The organism is Vibrio hyugaensis (assembly GCF_002906655.1).
Lineage (GTDB): Bacteria > Pseudomonadota > Gammaproteobacteria > Enterobacterales > Vibrionaceae > Vibrio > Vibrio hyugaensis.
Genome location: NZ_CP025795.1, coordinates 2,062,774 through 2,081,125, shown reverse-complemented (window position 1 = coordinate 2,081,125; position 18,352 = coordinate 2,062,774). Strand labels below are relative to the sequence as shown.

The following is an 18,352-nucleotide window of genomic DNA, read 5'->3' as shown; positions in this document are numbered from 1 at the left end:
AGAGTTTGATCATGGCTCAGATTGAACGCTGGCGGCAGGCCTAACACATGCAAGTCGAGCGGAAACGAGTTATCTGAACCTTCGGGGAACGATAACGGCGTCGAGCGGCGGACGGGTGAGTAATGCCTAGGAAATTGCCCTGATGTGGGGGATAACCATTGGAAACGATGGCTAATACCGCATAATGCCTACGGGCCAAAGAGGGGGACCTTCGGGCCTCTCGCGTCAGGATATGCCTAGGTGGGATTAGCTAGTTGGTGAGGTAATGGCTCACCAAGGCGACGATCCCTAGCTGGTCTGAGAGGATGATCAGCCACACTGGAACTGAGACACGGTCCAGACTCCTACGGGAGGCAGCAGTGGGGAATATTGCACAATGGGCGCAAGCCTGATGCAGCCATGCCGCGTGTGTGAAGAAGGCCTTCGGGTTGTAAAGCACTTTCAGTCGTGAGGAAGGTTCATACGTTAATAGCGTATGGATTTGACGTTAGCGACAGAAGAAGCACCGGCTAACTCCGTGCCAGCAGCCGCGGTAATACGGAGGGTGCGAGCGTTAATCGGAATTACTGGGCGTAAAGCGCATGCAGGTGGTTTGTTAAGTCAGATGTGAAAGCCCGGGGCTCAACCTCGGAATAGCATTTGAAACTGGCAGACTAGAGTACTGTAGAGGGGGGTAGAATTTCAGGTGTAGCGGTGAAATGCGTAGAGATCTGAAGGAATACCGGTGGCGAAGGCGGCCCCCTGGACAGATACTGACACTCAGATGCGAAAGCGTGGGGAGCAAACAGGATTAGATACCCTGGTAGTCCACGCCGTAAACGATGTCTACTTGGAGGTTGTGGCCTTGAGCCGTGGCTTTCGGAGCTAACGCGTTAAGTAGACCGCCTGGGGAGTACGGTCGCAAGATTAAAACTCAAATGAATTGACGGGGGCCCGCACAAGCGGTGGAGCATGTGGTTTAATTCGATGCAACGCGAAGAACCTTACCTACTCTTGACATCCAGAGAACTTTCCAGAGATGGATTGGTGCCTTCGGGAACTCTGAGACAGGTGCTGCATGGCTGTCGTCAGCTCGTGTTGTGAAATGTTGGGTTAAGTCCCGCAACGAGCGCAACCCTTATCCTTGTTTGCCAGCGAGTAATGTCGGGAACTCCAGGGAGACTGCCGGTGATAAACCGGAGGAAGGTGGGGACGACGTCAAGTCATCATGGCCCTTACGAGTAGGGCTACACACGTGCTACAATGGCGCATACAGAGGGCAGCAAGCTAGCGATAGTGAGCGAATCCCAAAAAGTGCGTCGTAGTCCGGATTGGAGTCTGCAACTCGACTCCATGAAGTCGGAATCGCTAGTAATCGTGGATCAGAATGCCACGGTGAATACGTTCCCGGGCCTTGTACACACCGCCCGTCACACCATGGGAGTGGGCTGCAAAAGAAGTAGGTAGTTTAACCTTCGGGAGGACGCTTACCACTTTGTGGTTCATGACTGGGGTGAAGTCGTAACAAGGTAGCGCTAGGGGAACCTGGCGCTGGATCACCTCCTTATACGATGATTACTCACGATGAGTGTCCACACAGATTGATACGGTTTATAAGTAAAAGAGACGAAGATATCCCAATATCTTCAATCCAGTGTCCCGTTCGTCTAGAGGCCTAGGACACCGCCCTTTCACGGCGGTAACAGGGGTTCGACTCCCCTACGGGATACCATTGGGTCGTTAGCTCAGTTGGTAGAGCAGTTGACTTTTAATCAATTGGTCGCAGGTTCGAATCCTGCACGACCCACCATTCTTTAAGAATGACTCTCAAGATGGGGCTATAGCTCAGCCGGGAGAGCGCCTGCCTTGCACGCAGGAGGTCTGCGGTTCGATCCCGCATAGCTCCACCATTCTTGACGTCTACCACAAGACGAAAAACTTATGTGGGCGATTAGCTCAGTTGGGAGAGCACCTGCCTTACAAGCAGGGGGTCACTGGTTCGAGCCCGGTATCGCCCACCATCTTTAAGCATATTTTCTTTAAATAGAAAGACGAGTGTGTTTAAAAATGGTTACTTCATAAGAAGTGATTAGCTCTTTAACAATTTGGAAAGCTGACAAAGTAATCTTTAAGATTACTTGTAAAGTTCTCAATGTTTGTCTTTATGACAAACACCAAAAAACACATTCAAGTGTTCTTGGGAATATCACTTTTACTGTGATTATTCGAAATTGAGTCCGGCAAAATCGATATGTCTCTCGCTCATTCAAATAATGAGAGACAACTTTGGTGATTTGAACATCAACTCGAAACTCCTTCGGGTTGTATGGTTAAGTGACTAAGCGTACACGGTGGATGCCTTGGCAGTCAGAGGCGATGAAGGACGTATTAACTTGCGATAAGCCCAGATTAGGTAGTAAAAACCACTTGAGTCTGGGATTTCCGAATGGGGAAACCCACTAGCATAAGCTAGTATCGCTGCGTGAATACATAGCGCAGCGAGGCGAACCGGGGGAACTGAAACATCTAAGTACCCCGAGGAAAAGAAATCAACCGAGATTCCGAAAGTAGCGGCGAGCGAAATTGGACTAGCCCTTAAGCTTTATATGCGTTAGACGAACGGTCTGGAAAGTCCGGCAATAAAGGGTGATAGCCCCGTAGTTGACAACGCACATTCAGTGAAATCGAGTAGGGCGGGACACGTGATATCCTGTCTGAATATGGGGGGACCATCCTCCAAGGCTAAATACTACTGACTGACCGATAGTGAACCAGTACCGTGAGGGAAAGGCGAAAAGAACCCCTGTGAGGGGAGTGAAATAGAACCTGAAACCGTGTACGTACAAGCAGTAGGAGCACCTTCGTGGTGTGACTGCGTACCTTTTGTATAATGGGTCAGCGACTTATATTCAGTGGCAAGGTTAACCATCTAGGGGAGCCGTAGCGAAAGCGAGTGTTAACTGCGCGACTTAGTCGCTGGATATAGACCCGAAACCAGGTGATCTAGCCATGGGCAGGTTGAAGATTGAGTAACATCAATTGGAGGACCGAACCGACTAATGTTGAAAAATTAGCGGATGACTTGTGGCTAGGGGTGAAAGGCCAATCAAACCTGGAGATAGCTGGTTCTCCCCGAAAGCTATTTAGGTAGCGCCTCGGACGAATACTACTGGGGGTAGAGCACTGTTAAGGCTAGGGGGTCATCCCGACTTACCAACCCTTTGCAAACTCCGAATACCAGTAAGTACTATCCGGGAGACACACGGCGGGTGCTAACGTCCGTCGTGGAGAGGGAAACAACCCAGACCGCCAGCTAAGGTCCCAAATTATTACTAAGTGGGAAACGATGTGGGAAGGCTCAGACAGCCAGGATGTTGGCTTAGAAGCAGCCATCATTTAAAGAAAGCGTAATAGCTCACTGGTCGAGTCGGCCTGCGCGGAAGATGTAACGGGGCTAAGTAATAAACCGAAGCTGCGGCAATGAAGTTTACTTCATTGGGTAGGGGAGCGTTCTGTAAGCCGTTGAAGGTGTGTTGTAAAGCATGCTGGAGGTATCAGAAGTGCGAATGCTGACATGAGTAACGATAAAGGGGGTGAAAAACCTCCTCGCCGGAAGACCAAGGGTTCCTGTCCAACGTTAATCGGGGCAGGGTAAGTCGACCCCTAAGGCGAGGCCGAAAGGCGTAGTCGATGGGAAACGGGTTAATATTCCCGTACTTCTTACAATTGCGATGGGGGGACGGAGAAGGCTAGGTGGGCCTGGCGACGGTTGTCCAGGTTCAAGTGCGTAGGCTGAAGAGTTAGGTAAATCCGGCTCTTCTTAAGGCTGAGACACGACGTCGAGCTACTACGGTAGTGAAGTCATTGATGCCATGCTTCCAGGAAAAGCCTCTAAGCTTCAGATTGTAAGGAATCGTACCCCAAACCGACACAGGTGGTCGGGTAGAGAATACCAAGGCGCTTGAGAGAACTCGGGTGAAGGAACTAGGCAAAATGGTACCGTAACTTCGGGAGAAGGTACGCTCTTGATGGTGAAGTCCCTTGCGGATGGAGCTGACGAGAGTCGCAGATACCAGGTGGCTGCAACTGTTTATTAAAAACACAGCACTGTGCAAAATCGTAAGATGACGTATACGGTGTGACGCCTGCCCGGTGCCGGAAGGTTAATTGATGGGGTTAGACTTCGGTCGAAGCTCTTGATCGAAGCCCCGGTAAACGGCGGCCGTAACTATAACGGTCCTAAGGTAGCGAAATTCCTTGTCGGGTAAGTTCCGACCTGCACGAATGGCGTAATGATGGCCACGCTGTCTCCACCCGAGACTCAGTGAAATTGAAATCGCTGTGAAGATGCAGTGTACCCGCGGCTAGACGGAAAGACCCCGTGAACCTTTACTACAGCTTGGCACTGAACATTGACCCTACATGTGTAGGATAGGTGGGAGGCTTTGAAGCACAGTCGCTAGATTGTGTGGAGCCGTCCTTGAAATACCACCCTTGTAGTGTTGATGTTCTAACGTCGACCCCTAATCGGGGTTGCGGACAGTGCCTGGTGGGTAGTTTGACTGGGGCGGTCTCCTCCCAAAGAGTAACGGAGGAGCACGAAGGTGGGCTAATCACGGTTGGACATCGTGAGGTTAGTGCAATGGCATAAGCCCGCTTGACTGCGAGAATGACAATTCGAGCAGGTGCGAAAGCAGGTCATAGTGATCCGGTGGTTCTGTATGGAAGGGCCATCGCTCAACGGATAAAAGGTACTCCGGGGATAACAGGCTGATACCGCCCAAGAGTTCATATCGACGGCGGTGTTTGGCACCTCGATGTCGGCTCATCACATCCTGGGGCTGAAGTCGGTCCCAAGGGTATGGCTGTTCGCCATTTAAAGTGGTACGCGAGCTGGGTTTAGAACGTCGTGAGACAGTTCGGTCCCTATCTGCCGTGGGCGTTGGAAGATTGAAGGGGGCTGCTCCTAGTACGAGAGGACCGGAGTGGACGAACCTCTGGTGTTCGGGTTGTGTCGCCAGACGCATTGCCCGGTAGCTAAGTTCGGAATCGATAACCGCTGAAAGCATCTAAGCGGGAAGCGAGCCCTGAGATGAGTCTTCCCTGATACTTTAAGTATCCTAAAGGGTTGTTCGAGACTAGAACGTTGATAGGCAGGGTGTGTAAGCGTTGTGAGGCGTTGAGCTAACCTGTACTAATTGCCCGTGAGGCTTAACCATACAACACCCAAGGGGTTTTGATGGACTCAATGCAAGAACGATTGAATGTGTATAAATAGAACTTAAAATCAGTTTTCCAGATTAAAGAATTTGCTTGGCGGCCATAGCGATTTGGACCCACCTGACTTCCATTCCGAACTCAGAAGTGAAACGAATTAGCGCCGATGGTAGTGTGGGGCTTCCCCATGTGAGAGTAGGACATCGCCAGGCTTGCTTACTGTTTTTAGATTTTAAAAAATCTAAAGGCAAAACTGAGATTTAGCATTATTTAAGTAAGACTAAATTTTAGTAACAATTTGTGGAGAGATGGCTGAGTGGTTGAAAGCACCGGTCTTGAAAACCGGCATACGTTAATAGCGTATCTAGGGTTCAAATCCCTATCTCTCCGCCACTATTAAGAAGCCTCGCTAGAAATAGCGAGGCTTTTTTCATTTCTGACGTTTGTGAATTAGACGGGATTTGCATCAAGTCCTAAGTCAGTCGCTACCCCAGACTAGGCGTGCTAGAACTCAGACAATACATAGAGGGGCTGTTGAGAAATCAGTGTGCTTTCGTCATTTGTAGCATTTGAAAGTTATCTAAGGTTTTATCTTCTAGTAAGTTGAAAACTGAGCAGGTTGCACTGTCACTCACCATTTAAATAGAATTCAACCAAAACTCAACTCACTGAATTTAAAATACAAAAAAGCCCAAGCTAGCTGCTTGGGCTTTTCAATATCCGTTACTTAATAGAGTTATTAGAACTCTTTTGGAGCAAAACCTGTCATTACGTCTAGGCGCAATTCTTTACCCACTTTTGTTAATGGGTGAACGATAACTAGGCCGCGTACACGCTTCTTAAGCTTGCCGATATCTGCTTGTTCTGCTTTAGTGATTTCACGAGAGAATGGCATATCAAGCAGGCTCTTACGTTCTTTGTTTAGCTCGTATGTTTGCTTGTGCTTAAGTTGATTCAGCTTCTTCGTTAAGTCATCAACTTCATTCGTGAACTTAGTAATCATTTCGTGATCACCACGAGAGCGCGCCGCATCCAATTTGCGTTGGCAATTATCTAAACGGTTGTGCAGCTTTTGAATATCAGTTTTTATGCTCATGGTAATTGGGCTCAAATTTTTAATGGTCGAGGAGTATAGCATAGCTGAAATTCTACGCTCTACTATACTGCTCGATCTACCGATTTAGTTGATCAGCTCATTACCTGAAGGAGTGCCCGTAAAGAAGGCTTCTACGTTACTTAGGGTCACAGACGCGATGTTGTTGAGGGCTTCATGAGTCAAGAACGCTTGGTGTCCAGTGAATAGTACGTTGTGACATGCAGACAAGCGGCGGAACACGTCATCGACAATCACATCATTGGATTTGTCTTGGAAGAACAGGTCTTTTTCATTATCGTACACATCTAAGCCTAAAGCTCCGATTTTGCCTTGTTTTAGCGCCTCAATCGCCGCAACTGAATCAAGTAGTTCGCCGCGGCTAGTGTTGATGATCATTACACCGTCTTTCATTTGCGAGAATGCTTTCTCATTCAACAGGTGGTAGTTCTCTTCACTCATCGGACAGTGTAGCGAGATGACATCTGCGTTAGCATAGATCTCTTCAAGAGAGCAGTAACGCGCGCCCATCTCCAACGCAAGAGGGTTTTCATATGGGTCGTAACAAAGAACTTCCATCCCCAGCCCTTTAAAGATGCGCATGGTGGCGATACCTATCTTACCAGTTCCTACGACACCAACAGTCTTGCCATAAAAGTTAAAGCCGACTAGACCTTCTAGGTTGAAGTTTGCGTCACGGGTACGCTGGTAAGCTTTATGCAAGCGTCGATTCAGACACATCATCATTCCGACAGTGTGCTCCGCCACGGCTTCTGGTGAATAGGCAGGAACGCGAACAACTTGTAAACCAAGTTCTTTCGCCGCTTCCAAATCGACCTTGTCGAAACCTGCACAACGCATCGCAATCAGTTTCGTGCCGCCAATGGAAAGTTGTTTTAGAACCGGAGCAGACAAGTCATCGTTTACAAAGGCGCAAACAACCTCGCAGCCCTGTGCCATTTTTGCAGTTTTAGACGTTAATCTAAAATCATGATAGTGAAATTCGAAGTCTCGGTTGTTTTTGATTTTGTTGAAAGAGGCTTCGTCATAGGATTTTGCACTGAAAAAAGCAATGTTGAGCATAATACCCTCTCTATTTGTGCTGAATTTGTAAAGTAATCTCCTTATAAAGTAAGCCAATTTTAGTGTAATGAGTAGTTAAATTTGCACACATTAAGTTTGCTTTAGTGTGACCATCTGACTAGCATGGTTGCTCTTTTTTGTGTTCCCCTTAAGTGGATGAGTTAGGCGTTCTGGCGATGTCAGTAAAATGGTTGTCTTTGATCTTGTGTTGTACGTTTATGTCCGGTGCTCACGCAGCGGTCGATTTGGTAAAAGTTGATAAGTCGAAGCGTAGGATGTACCTGATGGAGAATGGCGAGGTCGTTAAAGAGTATCGCATCGCATTGGGTGCTAATCCAAAAGGGCACAAGCAAGAAGAGGGTGACAATAGAACTCCAGAAGGTGATTACACGTTAGATTACGTGATCAACGATTCTGCTTTCTACCGTTCTGTGCATATCAGTTATCCTGACGCGATTGACCGTTTGGAAGCGCATCGTCGCGGTGTCGCACCTGGAGGGGCAATTAAAATTCACGGTCTTAAAAATGGTGAGACTCAATCACCTCAATTTATTCAAAGCTTCGATTGGACTAACGGTTGCATTGCCATTACTAACGAAGAAATGGACGAATTTGTCAAGCTAGTCAAAATGGGAACCCCAATTACTATTGAATGGTAATGAAGTTCCTAATATCGACATCTCAGCTACTACATAAAACGACTTGGATGGTCACTAAAGATGCCATCCAACATTGGCAGATGTTTTAGTTTGTTGGGATTGTTCACTGTGTAGCACATCACCTTATAGCCTGCTTGTTGTAGCTTATTGATTTGGCGTGAGCGAACCCAGTTAATATTGAGGTTACAGCTGTAGGCATCTACTTCTTCGAGCAATAATCGGTCTTTTCGAGTAAAGAATTCACTTAGCACACCTAGTCTATAACCCTCACAATGCTTGTGCAGTGCTCTAATTACGTCATGACTGAAGCTTGATAAAAGGATGCGTTCTTTAGGTAAAGGACCGTCTAGAAGAGTTTTAGCCGCCATTTTAGCAACGTCATTGGCAGAGTGATGATCTACTTTAACCTCGATATTAAGGTTTAGGTCATTTTCTGCTGCAAGCTCTAGGAGTTCAGATAATGTCATGATGGATTCATTGGCGAATTCATCGCTGAACCAACGACCAAAATCTAACGCTTTGAGCTCAGATAATGTCATTTGGTCAACTCGACCTTTACCGTTGCTACAGCGGTTTACTGTATGATCGTGGCAAACCACCAAAACGTTATCCTTGGTCGGTTGTACGTCGACTTCAACCCAATTTAACCCTAAATCGATCGCAGCTTGAACGCTGACTTTCGTATTTTCGGGGAACTTACCTGCCACACCTCGGTGGCCAATCAAAAGCGTTGTCATATTAAGTCTGTGTCTCAAGAATGAAGTGCCCAGAATTGTACTCTTTTTTATGGAAAATAAAGTGCGAGTTTTGTTTCTTGTGGTATCCGATGATTATCGATGCATATTTAAAGAAAGATATTTCATCTATAAACAGCGGCGATGAGAACATAACTAATTGGTTTGTGTAGCCCTTTTTGATAAGGGCTTTTTTGGTATTTTTTATGCTCAAAAACCCTAAAAACTATAGTTGTTTAATCTGCAAATGAGTAATAGAATGCGAACCATTTTTATTTAACTGGTAGTGGATGATGTCACGAATTTTGGTCGTAGATGACGATGTTCCGTTGTGTGAACTATTGGAAGCCGTGTTGCAAGAAGAAGGGTATACGGTCTCGTCAGTCCACTGTGGTGAAAGCGCGTTACAGTACATGGAAAAAACGCCTGTTGACCTCGTCTTACTCGATGTAATGTTACCTAACCTCAGTGGTATGCAGGTGGCTCGCCGTATTTGCCAACGATTCGCTACCCCTATACTGATGTTGACAGCATTAAACGATGAGAACTCGATGCTTGATGGCTACCAAGCTGGCGCTGACCAATACATCGGTAAGCCATTCAACGTCCCCGAACTGCTTATGCGTATTAAGGCGATTCTTCGTCGTGTTGGCTTAGAGCGTCAAAGACAGGCTATGTGTTGTACTGTACAGAGCATGAGTGACCATCTCAACAGCCTTCCTTTAACTGGAACGGAAGCAGAGCTGTTGAGTTACCTCGTAAAAAACCAAGGTGTCGTGATCTCTAAAGCGGAATTACAAACAAAAGTCCTTAAAAAGGAACTGAGCCCGTTTGATCGAAATCTGGATATGCACATCAGTAATATTCGACGTAAATTGGTAGAAGCTGGCTTATCCAAACAGCACATCAAAACGTTTCGAGGTAAAGGCTACAGCTATCTAGAGGCGGTGACTGGCTAATGAAGTTAGTTTGTCCATCTTATATTGCTAAGCGCAAAGACAGTCTTGCTTTTCAATTATTTAGCTACATGACGGCGATTGTTATTAGTATTTTGGCGGTCCAAGCGGTTGCCGAGCAAGCGTTAGTGAAAGCCATGCTTAAGGTTCCAGCGAGTGTGAAAACTGAAATGTTGGACCTAGCTCATCAAGCTAACGTGCTGATCGAAGACGGCGATATGGACGAATTAGCGGATTGGGCGAATGCACAACACTTTTATTTGTTTGTACTAGATGAAAATCTACAGCCACTGACGCATCGTTTGATGCACCCTCACTTCGAATTTAAATTGAAATTCAAAAGAAGCCTTGATGAGCAACTAGAAGGTAAGGTCAGCCGACCAATTTTTAGTATCCCCTTAGTCGGTAATAATAGTTTAGTGATTCAGTTGCCGCATCGCTTGCACCCTGCTCATGCTTTTATTTTGTATTTCTCGATCATAAAAGTGGTTATCGCAGCCGTGATTCTTGCGTTATTTTCGCTCTTAATGGCAAGGAATCTACAACAACCTTTAGACCGGTTACGAGAGGCGAGTAAAAGGCTATCAAACGGTGATTTCAATGTTAGCGTAGTCGATGAACTCCAATCCAATACGCGAGAGTTTAATGAATTAGCTCAAGACTTTGACCATATGACAAGGGAGATCCATTCTCTGGCTGAAAAGCAACGACGATTGATTCGCGACGTTTCCCATGAATTACGTACACCACTTGCTCGTCAAAACTTAGTCTTACACCTGTTGCGTAAGCGTGTCGGTGAAAGCGAACAAAGCCTTGTGACGCGAATGGAAGAAGAGGCGAATGAGCTAAACCATTTAATTGGTGAAATCCTAGAATTTAGCCGATTAGAGAACGCTCGCTATGACACCGAGCTAAAGCGTAGCGATTTAGAGGTATTGCTCGTTCCTCAAATTGAGCGTTGTAAGATTGACTTGAAAGCGGGGCAAGGGTTGTATTTTGCGTCTGATGCAATGAGAACAAAAGTACAATGTGATGAGACTTTGGTTGTTCGTTGTTTGAATAATTTGGTTGGAAATGCAATCAAATATGCAGGGGAGTCAGCTCATATAGAGATTTCTCTCTCGAATAAATCAACAGACAATAATCACTATTTAGCTGTCACCATTGCTGATAATGGGCCAGGTATTCCACAAGGCAAGCTGTCTGACATCTTTGACCCATTCACGCGCTTGGATGCCTCTCGAGACAAAAAGCTAGGTGGTTATGGTCTTGGATTAGCGATTGTAAAAGAGTCCATGCGTATGATGGGCGGAAAAGCGATGGCATCGAATCGTCTCGAAGGTGGGCTTGCCGTCACGTTGTTCTTTAGACAGTAAAAAACCATGTTAAATGCAATGCTTAAGTGTGATTTTGATCACGAATGGTGATTGCTTGACCGCTTTGTGCTTTACAAAACTTTACGAATGCAAAGAATGTAAATTTAATGCAAATGGTAATGGTTATCACTTATATTCACTGCCGAAATAATTAGAAGGGAATCGCATAGCTTTTATGTGCGACCCGAGAATAGTCGGAGTGAAAGGATATGTTTACTAAGAGCCAGTTGGCATTAGTGATCGGTGCGGTGCTAGCGGCACCAGCAGTGGCAGAAGTTCAAGCAGCAGATGAACACCTAGTAGTAGAAGGCCGTGAGTTCGGTTACAAAGCGGATACCAATACAACAGCCATGCGTATGGAAATGACGCAACTGGAAACTCCAGGACAAGTTGCTGTCATTGATGAAGCGGTTATCGATGAGCAACGTGCAAGTACGCTAGGTGAAGTACTACAAAACGATGCGAGTGTTAGCGCAGGAGGCACCAGCCGTAACCGTGAGCGCTTCTCGCTACGTGGTTTTGAACTGAGCAGTTCAGATGGCTTCCTACGTGATGGTCGTCAGCATTGGTCACACTACCGTCAGCCAATTGAGCTTTTAGAGCGTGTTGAAGTTCTGAAAGGTCCGTCAGGTCTACTTTATGGTAAATCTGAGCCGGGTGGCCTTGTGAACATGGTTTCTAAGAAGCCAACAACAGAAACGCAAGCAAGCTTAAGCCAAGATATCGGCTCAAATGATCATTCACGAACTGTACTTGATGTCAGTGGTGCGCTGAATGATGCTGAAACATTACGTGCGCGTGCGATTCTTGCAAAAGAAAGCTACGGCTCATGGCGTAAATACGGTGATGGTACAGAGCCACAAACTGACCGCGTAGTAGGTGGTTTGGTCGTGGAATATGACATCACAGAAAACGTCATGGTTTCAGCACACTATGACCGTACGAAAGATGACGGCGGCGTTGATTCTGGTGCTTACATCGTTGATGGCAAAGCCGTTCGTGGTGACAAGTACATCTGGGATGCACAGTGGTCAGAGATTGACAACGATGTTGAAAACTATGGTATCGACATCAATGCTCAAGTGACAGACAACGTGAATGTTAAAGCGGGTTACAACCGTCAAGACTTTAAACGTTTCGATGTAGAGTCTTACCCTAAATTCGATATGTACGAAGAAAACGGTACGATCAAGCACAAGGGTAACGAGCGTTCTGATCACTGGGTGTTTGATACTGCTTATGTAGATGTAACGACTGACTTTTCTCTGTTTGGTACAGATAACACTTTCTTAGTCGGTGCAAACTACTTGGATTACAGCTACGACCGCTTTATGGCTTTCCATGATGGCGAGTACGTACCAGCTGGTGAGACGGTTGTGAAGCCAGAGCCAACAAGCTCAAAGAGATGGCCAACAAGCGAATATGATACTTGGGGTATCTACGCACAAAACATGATGACGATTAACGATTACTGGCAAGTACTTGCGGGTGTTCGTTACGATGAAAAACGCAGCGATGAGCTGACAGAAAGTCAGGTGTCACCAAAACTAGGTGTGATTTTCCACCCTGCAAGCAATGGTTCTATTTACGTTCAGTACTCTGAAAGCTTTATGCCTCAAGGTACGGTAAATGGCACAGATTACACCAACGATGGTGAAGAGCTTGATGCAGAACGCGGGATCTCTTACGAGATGGGTACTAAATGGGAGCTGTTTGACGAGCGTCTATTGGTCTCTGGTGCTGTGTTCGATATCACGCTAGAAAACATCGCGCTTGATGTTGAAAATGGCGTTAACGCTGGCGGTGACGTTATGTACAAGAAGACTCAAGATGGTGAGCAAGTACACCGCGGTGCAGAAATTCTAGCTCAAGGTTTTGTTACTGAAGAACTTTCGCTAACTGCTTCTGCAATGTACTTAGACGCAGAAATCACAGAAAGTGCGGACTACAAAGGCAACCGTCCAGCGGACGTTCCTGAGTTTTCAGCAAGTGTTTGGTCGAGCTACAAAGTTCAGAACAACACAGATGTGAACCTAGGTCTGATTTATGAAGGTGAGCGCTACGGTGACGCAGCGAACACATTTAAGAAAGATGGGTATGCACGTATTGATATGGGCGTTGCGTACACTCACAAGTATGATGAGAACTTAGATATTGTGGCTCGATTCAATGTAGAAAACTTGTTTGATACTGACTACCTAGCAGGTGGGGGTAGCACTAACAGTAAACAAGAAGGAGCTAGCGGTGTAGTGATAGGCGAGGGCCGAAACTACATGGCGACAATTCAGTTCAAGTACTGATAACAAACTGATTTTTAAAGGGGAAGGGTTGTCTTCCCCTTTAGTCGTTTTTGGAAAACAGAAAATATAACTCGTATGAATCTAATGAAATCAAGTATCGCTCTGTTGATCACATCGGTTTTGATTCCCGTTCAAGCGGAAAATCTTAACGATGCTCAAGCTGTGCAGAGTAAAACTAACCAAGCGTCTGCGGTAAGCCAGAAGCGTATCGATGCAAGTGCCGAGAAGTCTCTGTCACTAGAAGCTGAAATTGAACAGTTGAATGAAGAAGTCAGCAACTTGACGATTTATCGCGACCACCTTTCAAACCTTGTTGATAGCCAAAACGAGGAAGTGGCAAGTTTGAATGAGCAAATTGAGCAAATCGCTCAAACTCGTCAAGGTGTGGTCCCGCTTATGTATCACATGCTGGATGGTCTAAAGACTATCGTTGCGAATGATAAGCCGATCCGCAAAGCGCAGCGTGAGGAGCGTATTGCTAAGCTTGATGCCATGATGACTCGAGCAGATGTCGCGGATGCTGAAAAGTTTCGTCGTATTCTAGAAGCGTACCAAATCGAAATGGATTACGGCACTAAGATTGGTATCTACCAAGGCAAGATTGCATTGGAAGGCAACGATCAAGTTGAAGCTGATATTCTTTACTTAGGTCGCGTGTCTCTGGTTGCGCGTAGCCTATCTGGTGAACAGTTCTGGAGCTGGTCACAACAACAGAACGCATGGCAGTCCGTTGGCTCAGAACAAAAATCTGAACTCGATAAAGCGTTTGCCATGGCAAATAAACAGATCGCACCAAGCATGCTAACTCTGCCAGTGTCTCTAAACGTAGCGGAGGGCAAATAAATGATGAAGAAATGGCTATCGGTTGCATTAATTTCTACTGCTGCGCTTTTACCGCATACGACGTTTGCAAGTGACACTCTGCTGCAAAAAGCACAACAAGAAAATCGCCAACAGCAATCCCATAACGTGGCTCGTGAATCTGGTTTTAACAAGACTCAACAAGAGCTACAGGCAATGAAGAATAAGCTTGTAGCAGAACGTGCAGCGCTACAAGCGGAAGCTGATACGCTGAGCGTAACGTTCGGTGAAAATGAATCTGAGCTTGCTCAACTAGAAGAAAAGCTTCGTCTAGAAACGGGCAGTTTAGGTGAGCTATTTGGTGTTGTTCGTCAAAACGCAAAAGAGCTGGAAGCAGAACTTAAGCATTCCGTTACTGGTGTAGACGCAAACTCATACCAGCAAAATATCGATGATATCGTTGCCGCTAAATCACTACCAACTTTGCCTCAGCTTGAAGCGATGTGGCGCAGTATGGAAGAACAAGTTAAAGCAAGTGGTGAGCTGGCGAAAGTGTCATTCACTCTGCTTGATGGTGAAGGTCGTGAACAAACGGTTAGCGGTGTTCGCCTTGGCTCAATGGCGCTATTGGATGACGCTGGTTACGTGAAGTGGAACGGTCAACGCGGTGATGCGGTGAGCTACCTCCGCCAACCAGAAAATGGACCAACAGCAAGCTCGCTGAACTCGGGTGAAATCGATTCTTTAGTGATTGACCCATCACGTGGGATCTTGCTTGAGCAATTGGCAAATTCACCGACAATGGCGGATCGCCTGAATGCCGGTGGTGTCGTTGGTCAGATCATTCTTGGCTTGTTAGCGGTTGGTTTGATCATCGCGTTGGTTCGTGGTGTGTCATTGATGATTGCTCGTCAAAAAATCGCCAAACAGTTAAAGACCCCAGCTCAGCCAGAAGACAACCCGCTTGGTCGTATTCTTGCGGTATACCAAAAAGACAAACATCGTAGCGTTGAAGCGTTAGAGCTTCGTCTGTTAGAAGCAGTAGTTGACGAGCAGACTCACCTTGAGAAGGGTTTGTCGATGCTGAAACTGCTTGCTGCTCTAGCACCGATGCTTGGTCTATTAGGTACGGTAACAGGCATGATCGAAACGTTCCAAGTGATCACTCAGTTTGGTAATGGCGATCCAAAAGTCATGGCAGGTGGTATCTCTATGGCGCTAGTTACAACTGTTCTTGGCCTTGTTGCGGCAATGCCATTGCTTCTTGCTCACAACGTATTGAGCTCTCAAGCAGAGAACATTCGCAATATTCTTGAAAAGCAAGGCATTGGTCTTGTTGCGGAACAAGCTGAGCGCGATATGCCAAAAGGCAAAAACAACCCTAACACGACAGCGGAGAACGCAGCGTAATGGAGCAGATCCTACTCAACACATTGGGTTTGATCAGTGAGGATTGGGCCTCAACCTTGATGAGCTTTATGCAGCAAGGTGGCCAAATCCTATGGTGGCTAGCAGCCGTTGTTGCGGTGTGTTGGCTACTGGTTATGGAGCGTGTACTTTACCTGACAACGGAGTTTCCGAAGGTGAAGAAACAGCTTTGTGAGCAGTGGCTAGCAAGACCTGACCACCACTCTTGGTACGCGCATCAAATCCGCGAAGGATGGATTGCAAAAGCACACATTGAACTGCGCCAAAACCTATCAACCATCAAAGTACTCGTGGCGATTTGCCCGATGTTAGGTTTGCTAGGTACGGTGACTGGCATGATCACGGTCTTTGATGTGATGGCCACACAAGGCAGTAGCAATCCAAAATTGATGGCTTCAGGCATTTCACTTGCAACACTGCCAACCATGGCAGGTATGGTTGCGGCACTTGCAGGCATGTTTGTCCATGCACGTTTGAGCAAAGTGTGTGAGCGTAAAGCCCTCCAGTTAGAACAATCTTTAAGGAGTCAGAAGTGAGACTCGGACGTAGAAATAATCAACAAGATGAAGCCCAGATCGATTTAACATCGATGTTGGATATCGTGTTCATCATGCTGATCTTCTTCATTGTGACCAGTTCATTTGTACGTGAGTCAGGTGTAGAAGTTAACCGACCACAAGCCTCGAACGTGGTTAGCCAAAAAGACGCAGGCATTTTTATTGCGGTAACAGCGGCGAACGATGTGTACATCGATAAACGTTTGGTGGATATCGAACGTGTAGAAGCGACCATTGAGCACTTGTTACTTGAGCAACCAGAGGCATCACTTGTCATTCAAGCGGATGAACATGCATACAACGGAACGGTTGTGAAGGTGATGGATGCGGCGAAAGGTGCTGGTGTGAAGAACATCGCATTGGCAGCGGAGAAACCTTAATGGGCAGGCTACTACTCGCGCTACCAGCGTCAATTTTGATTGCGGTGAGCTTGTTTAGCTTTATGGCGTGGATGGTCGACAAAGGCAATCAACGCGCACCTCAACCGTCAGAGGCGGTGCGCTTTGACATGGTGATGGTCGAGAATGATGCTGATGTTCAACGTCGTCAACGTTCTGTTCCTGAACAGCCAGAACCACCAAAAGCACCAGAACCGATGGATTTGTCTCAAGCGGAAACCCAAGTAGAGCCGATGAGCCAAGTCACGCCAATCAGCGCATTGGGTTTGAACACTGTGCTAGATGGCATTGCGATCAGTGCACCTAACTTAAAAGGCACGATGGGCAACCAGCAAGCATTGCCTCTGTACCGCGTTGATCCTCGTTATCCAAGCAAAGCACTGAAACGTAAAATGGAAGGTTACGTCATCATGCGATTCACGATAGATGCCGCGGGTCGCCCAAAAGACATTGAAGTGATTGATGCCAAGCCAAAGCGTATGTTTGAGAAAGAAGCGGTTCGAGCGCTTAAAAAGTGGAAATATCAACCAAAAGTTGAAGATGGTGTTTCAATTGAACAGTTCGGGCAAACCGCTAGAGTGGAGTTCAAGTTAGCCAAATGATGAAGAAATTCTTAATCGGTGCTGTGTTAAGCCTAAGTGCTTTTACCACCGTCGCGAATGAACTCAGTCAATACACGGCGACTCGTGTTCAACGTGCCCATAATATGGCTCAAGAAGACAAGCTAAAAGAGGCCATTTCAACATTAGAAGCTTTGGATTTGTCCCGTGGTTATGACCAGGCGTTCGTTGCCCGTATGTTGGGTATCTTTTATTGGCAGAATGACCAAGTTAAGTCTGCGATTAAACAGCTTGAAATCGCTGTTAACAGTGGACTGCTGGAAGATGAACAAGCATGGCAAACGCGCAAAATGCTGGCTGATATGTTGCTTAATGAACAGCAGTTTTCTAAAGCCTTGCCACATTACTACGACTTGAGTAAATCGGTTCCTGAGAGCCAAAAGGCGTATGAAATTTGGCTGCGTATTGCACAGTCTCATTACCAGTTAAGTCAGTGGAATAAAGTTCTCTCTGCAATGGCTCGTTATGAGAAATATGGCCAGCCAGACGAGATGGCACCATTATCCATCAAGCTATCTGCAGAACTTGAACTGAAAAAATGGCAGCCTGCGATTGGCACGATCAAACGTTTGATTGCGATTGAACCTGAGCGTGTGGAATGGTGGCGTCAGCTTGTTGCTCTGTATCTACGTGTGGATGATGATAAGCGTGCTCTTGACGCTTTGGCTCTTGCGAAGCTGAAAGGCGTAGAGTTGAACCAAGATGACCTCAAACTTCTTGCTCAACTTTATGGAAAGCGCGGTATTCCGGAACGAGCGGCTTTAATATTGGGCGAACTAAATGGTGTGAATTCAGATAGTAAACTCAAAGCTCAGCAGGCAACTTACTGGCAAATGGCGAAAGAGTGGGAAAAGTCGATCGCAAGCTGGCAAGTTGCAGCGAAGCTAAACCGCCAGTATTACTGGAATTTGTCGCAACTGCTTGTTCAAGAGGGACATTACAAAGATGCTTTGATCGCCTTGGATAAAGTCTCTGGTCGTAAAGCGGATGTGGCTTTGGTAAAAACGCGTGCATACTACAAGCTAAAACGCATTGAAGATGCGCTTGCCAACGCAAAACGTGCGAATGAAATTGAGCCTTCAACTCAAGCTGAGAGTTGGGTGAAATACCTATCCCAGTTGCGTAAAGCGAAAGCAAGCCAGAATAGCTAA

13 protein-coding genes, 5 tRNA genes and 3 rRNA genes are annotated in these 18,352 nt (G+C 46.4%); 18 read left to right on the top strand and 3 right to left on the bottom strand.

Annotation, left to right across the window (positions count from 1 at the left end):
- From C1S74_RS26385 to C1S74_RS26350, 8 genes are all read left to right on the top strand, one after another.
- Positions 1–1,546: ribosomal RNA gene (locus C1S74_RS26385) — 16S ribosomal RNA — on the top strand.
- A gap of 89 nt (positions 1,547–1,635) precedes the next feature.
- Positions 1,636–1,711: transfer RNA gene (locus tag C1S74_RS26380), tRNA-Glu, on the top strand.
- Positions 1,712–1,713: 2 nt separating this feature from the next.
- Positions 1,714–1,789, top strand: a tRNA-Lys gene (locus tag C1S74_RS26375).
- Positions 1,790–1,813: 24 nt separating this feature from the next.
- A tRNA-Ala gene (locus C1S74_RS26370) sits at positions 1,814–1,889 on the top strand.
- A gap of 35 nt (positions 1,890–1,924) precedes the next feature.
- Positions 1,925–2,000 (top strand) — tRNA-Val (locus tag C1S74_RS26365).
- A 307-nt stretch (positions 2,001–2,307) separates the two neighbouring features.
- A 23S ribosomal RNA gene (locus tag C1S74_RS26360) occupies positions 2,308–5,198 on the top strand.
- Positions 5,199–5,291: 93 nt separating this feature from the next.
- Positions 5,292–5,408: ribosomal RNA gene (gene rrf, locus C1S74_RS26355) — 5S ribosomal RNA — on the top strand.
- The 16S, 23S and 5S rRNA genes sit together here with 5 tRNA genes alongside, the layout of an rRNA operon.
- A 90-nt stretch (positions 5,409–5,498) precedes the next feature.
- Positions 5,499–5,589, top strand: a tRNA-Ser gene (locus C1S74_RS26350).
- 346 nt (positions 5,590–5,935) lie between these two features.
- Here C1S74_RS26350 and C1S74_RS26345 read toward each other — a convergent pair.
- Together C1S74_RS26345 and C1S74_RS26340 are read right to left on the bottom strand one after the other, a co-directional pair.
- The gene (locus C1S74_RS26345) at positions 5,936–6,292 is read right to left on the bottom strand and encodes a YibL family ribosome-associated protein (RefSeq protein WP_005438317.1); all 357 of its coding nucleotides are present in this window, start codon (positions 6,290–6,292) and stop codon (positions 5,936–5,938) included.
- Between the two features lie 84 nt (positions 6,293–6,376).
- Positions 6,377–7,372, bottom strand: a complete 996-nt coding sequence (locus tag C1S74_RS26340) for a 2-hydroxyacid dehydrogenase (protein WP_045398906.1) — start codon at positions 7,370–7,372, stop codon at positions 6,377–6,379.
- 176 nt (positions 7,373–7,548) lie between these two features.
- Between C1S74_RS26340 and C1S74_RS26335 the strand changes: the two genes are divergently transcribed.
- Positions 7,549–8,031 carry a L,D-transpeptidase family protein gene (locus tag C1S74_RS26335; RefSeq protein ID WP_045398904.1) on the top strand — a complete coding sequence of 161 codons (483 nt, stop codon included), beginning with the start codon at positions 7,549–7,551 and terminating at the stop codon, positions 8,029–8,031.
- A gap of 29 nt (positions 8,032–8,060) precedes the next feature.
- Here the strand turns inward: C1S74_RS26335 and C1S74_RS26330 are convergent, their stop codons facing one another.
- Positions 8,061–8,768, bottom strand: a complete 708-nt coding sequence (locus C1S74_RS26330; RefSeq protein ID WP_045398902.1) for a glycerophosphodiester phosphodiesterase family protein — start codon at positions 8,766–8,768, stop codon at positions 8,061–8,063.
- A gap of 290 nt (positions 8,769–9,058) precedes the next feature.
- On the opposite strand from C1S74_RS26330, the gene C1S74_RS26325 reads away from it, so the two are divergent.
- From C1S74_RS26325 to C1S74_RS26285, 9 genes are all read left to right on the top strand, one after another.
- Positions 9,059–9,724, top strand: coding sequence for a response regulator transcription factor (locus C1S74_RS26325; protein WP_045398954.1), 666 nt, complete (start codon positions 9,059–9,061; stop codon positions 9,722–9,724).
- Complete coding sequence (locus C1S74_RS26320) at positions 9,724–11,097, top strand: sensor histidine kinase (RefSeq protein ID WP_045398899.1); 1,374 nt, start codon at positions 9,724–9,726, stop codon at positions 11,095–11,097. Before C1S74_RS26325 ends, C1S74_RS26320 begins: the two co-directional genes overlap by 1 nt.
- Positions 11,098–11,306: 209 nt before the next feature.
- Complete coding sequence (locus C1S74_RS26315) at positions 11,307–13,397, top strand: TonB-dependent siderophore receptor (RefSeq protein ID WP_045398897.1); 2,091 nt, start codon at positions 11,307–11,309, stop codon at positions 13,395–13,397.
- A gap of 75 nt (positions 13,398–13,472) precedes the next feature.
- Entirely contained in the window at positions 13,473–14,240 is a 768-nt protein-coding gene (locus C1S74_RS26310) for a DUF3450 domain-containing protein (RefSeq protein WP_045398895.1), read from the top strand.
- Positions 14,241–15,608, top strand: a complete 1,368-nt coding sequence (locus C1S74_RS26305) for a MotA/TolQ/ExbB proton channel family protein (RefSeq protein ID WP_045398894.1) — start codon at positions 14,241–14,243, stop codon at positions 15,606–15,608. It abuts the gene before it with no gap.
- Positions 15,608–16,162, top strand: coding sequence for a MotA/TolQ/ExbB proton channel family protein (locus C1S74_RS26300; RefSeq protein WP_009705136.1), 555 nt, complete (start codon positions 15,608–15,610; stop codon positions 16,160–16,162). Before C1S74_RS26305 ends, C1S74_RS26300 begins: the two co-directional genes overlap by 1 nt.
- Positions 16,159–16,563 carry an ExbD/TolR family protein gene (locus tag C1S74_RS26295; RefSeq protein ID WP_005438299.1) on the top strand — a complete coding sequence of 135 codons (405 nt, stop codon included), beginning with the start codon at positions 16,159–16,161 and terminating at the stop codon, positions 16,561–16,563. The genes C1S74_RS26300 and C1S74_RS26295 overlap by 4 nt, the downstream gene beginning before the upstream one ends.
- Entirely contained in the window at positions 16,563–17,183 is a 621-nt protein-coding gene (locus C1S74_RS26290; protein ID WP_045398893.1) for an energy transducer TonB, read from the top strand. Before C1S74_RS26295 ends, C1S74_RS26290 begins: the two co-directional genes overlap by 1 nt.
- Positions 17,180–18,352 carry a tetratricopeptide repeat protein gene (locus tag C1S74_RS26285; RefSeq protein ID WP_045398892.1) on the top strand — a complete coding sequence of 391 codons (1,173 nt, stop codon included), beginning with the start codon at positions 17,180–17,182 and terminating at the stop codon, positions 18,350–18,352. Before C1S74_RS26290 ends, C1S74_RS26285 begins: the two co-directional genes overlap by 4 nt.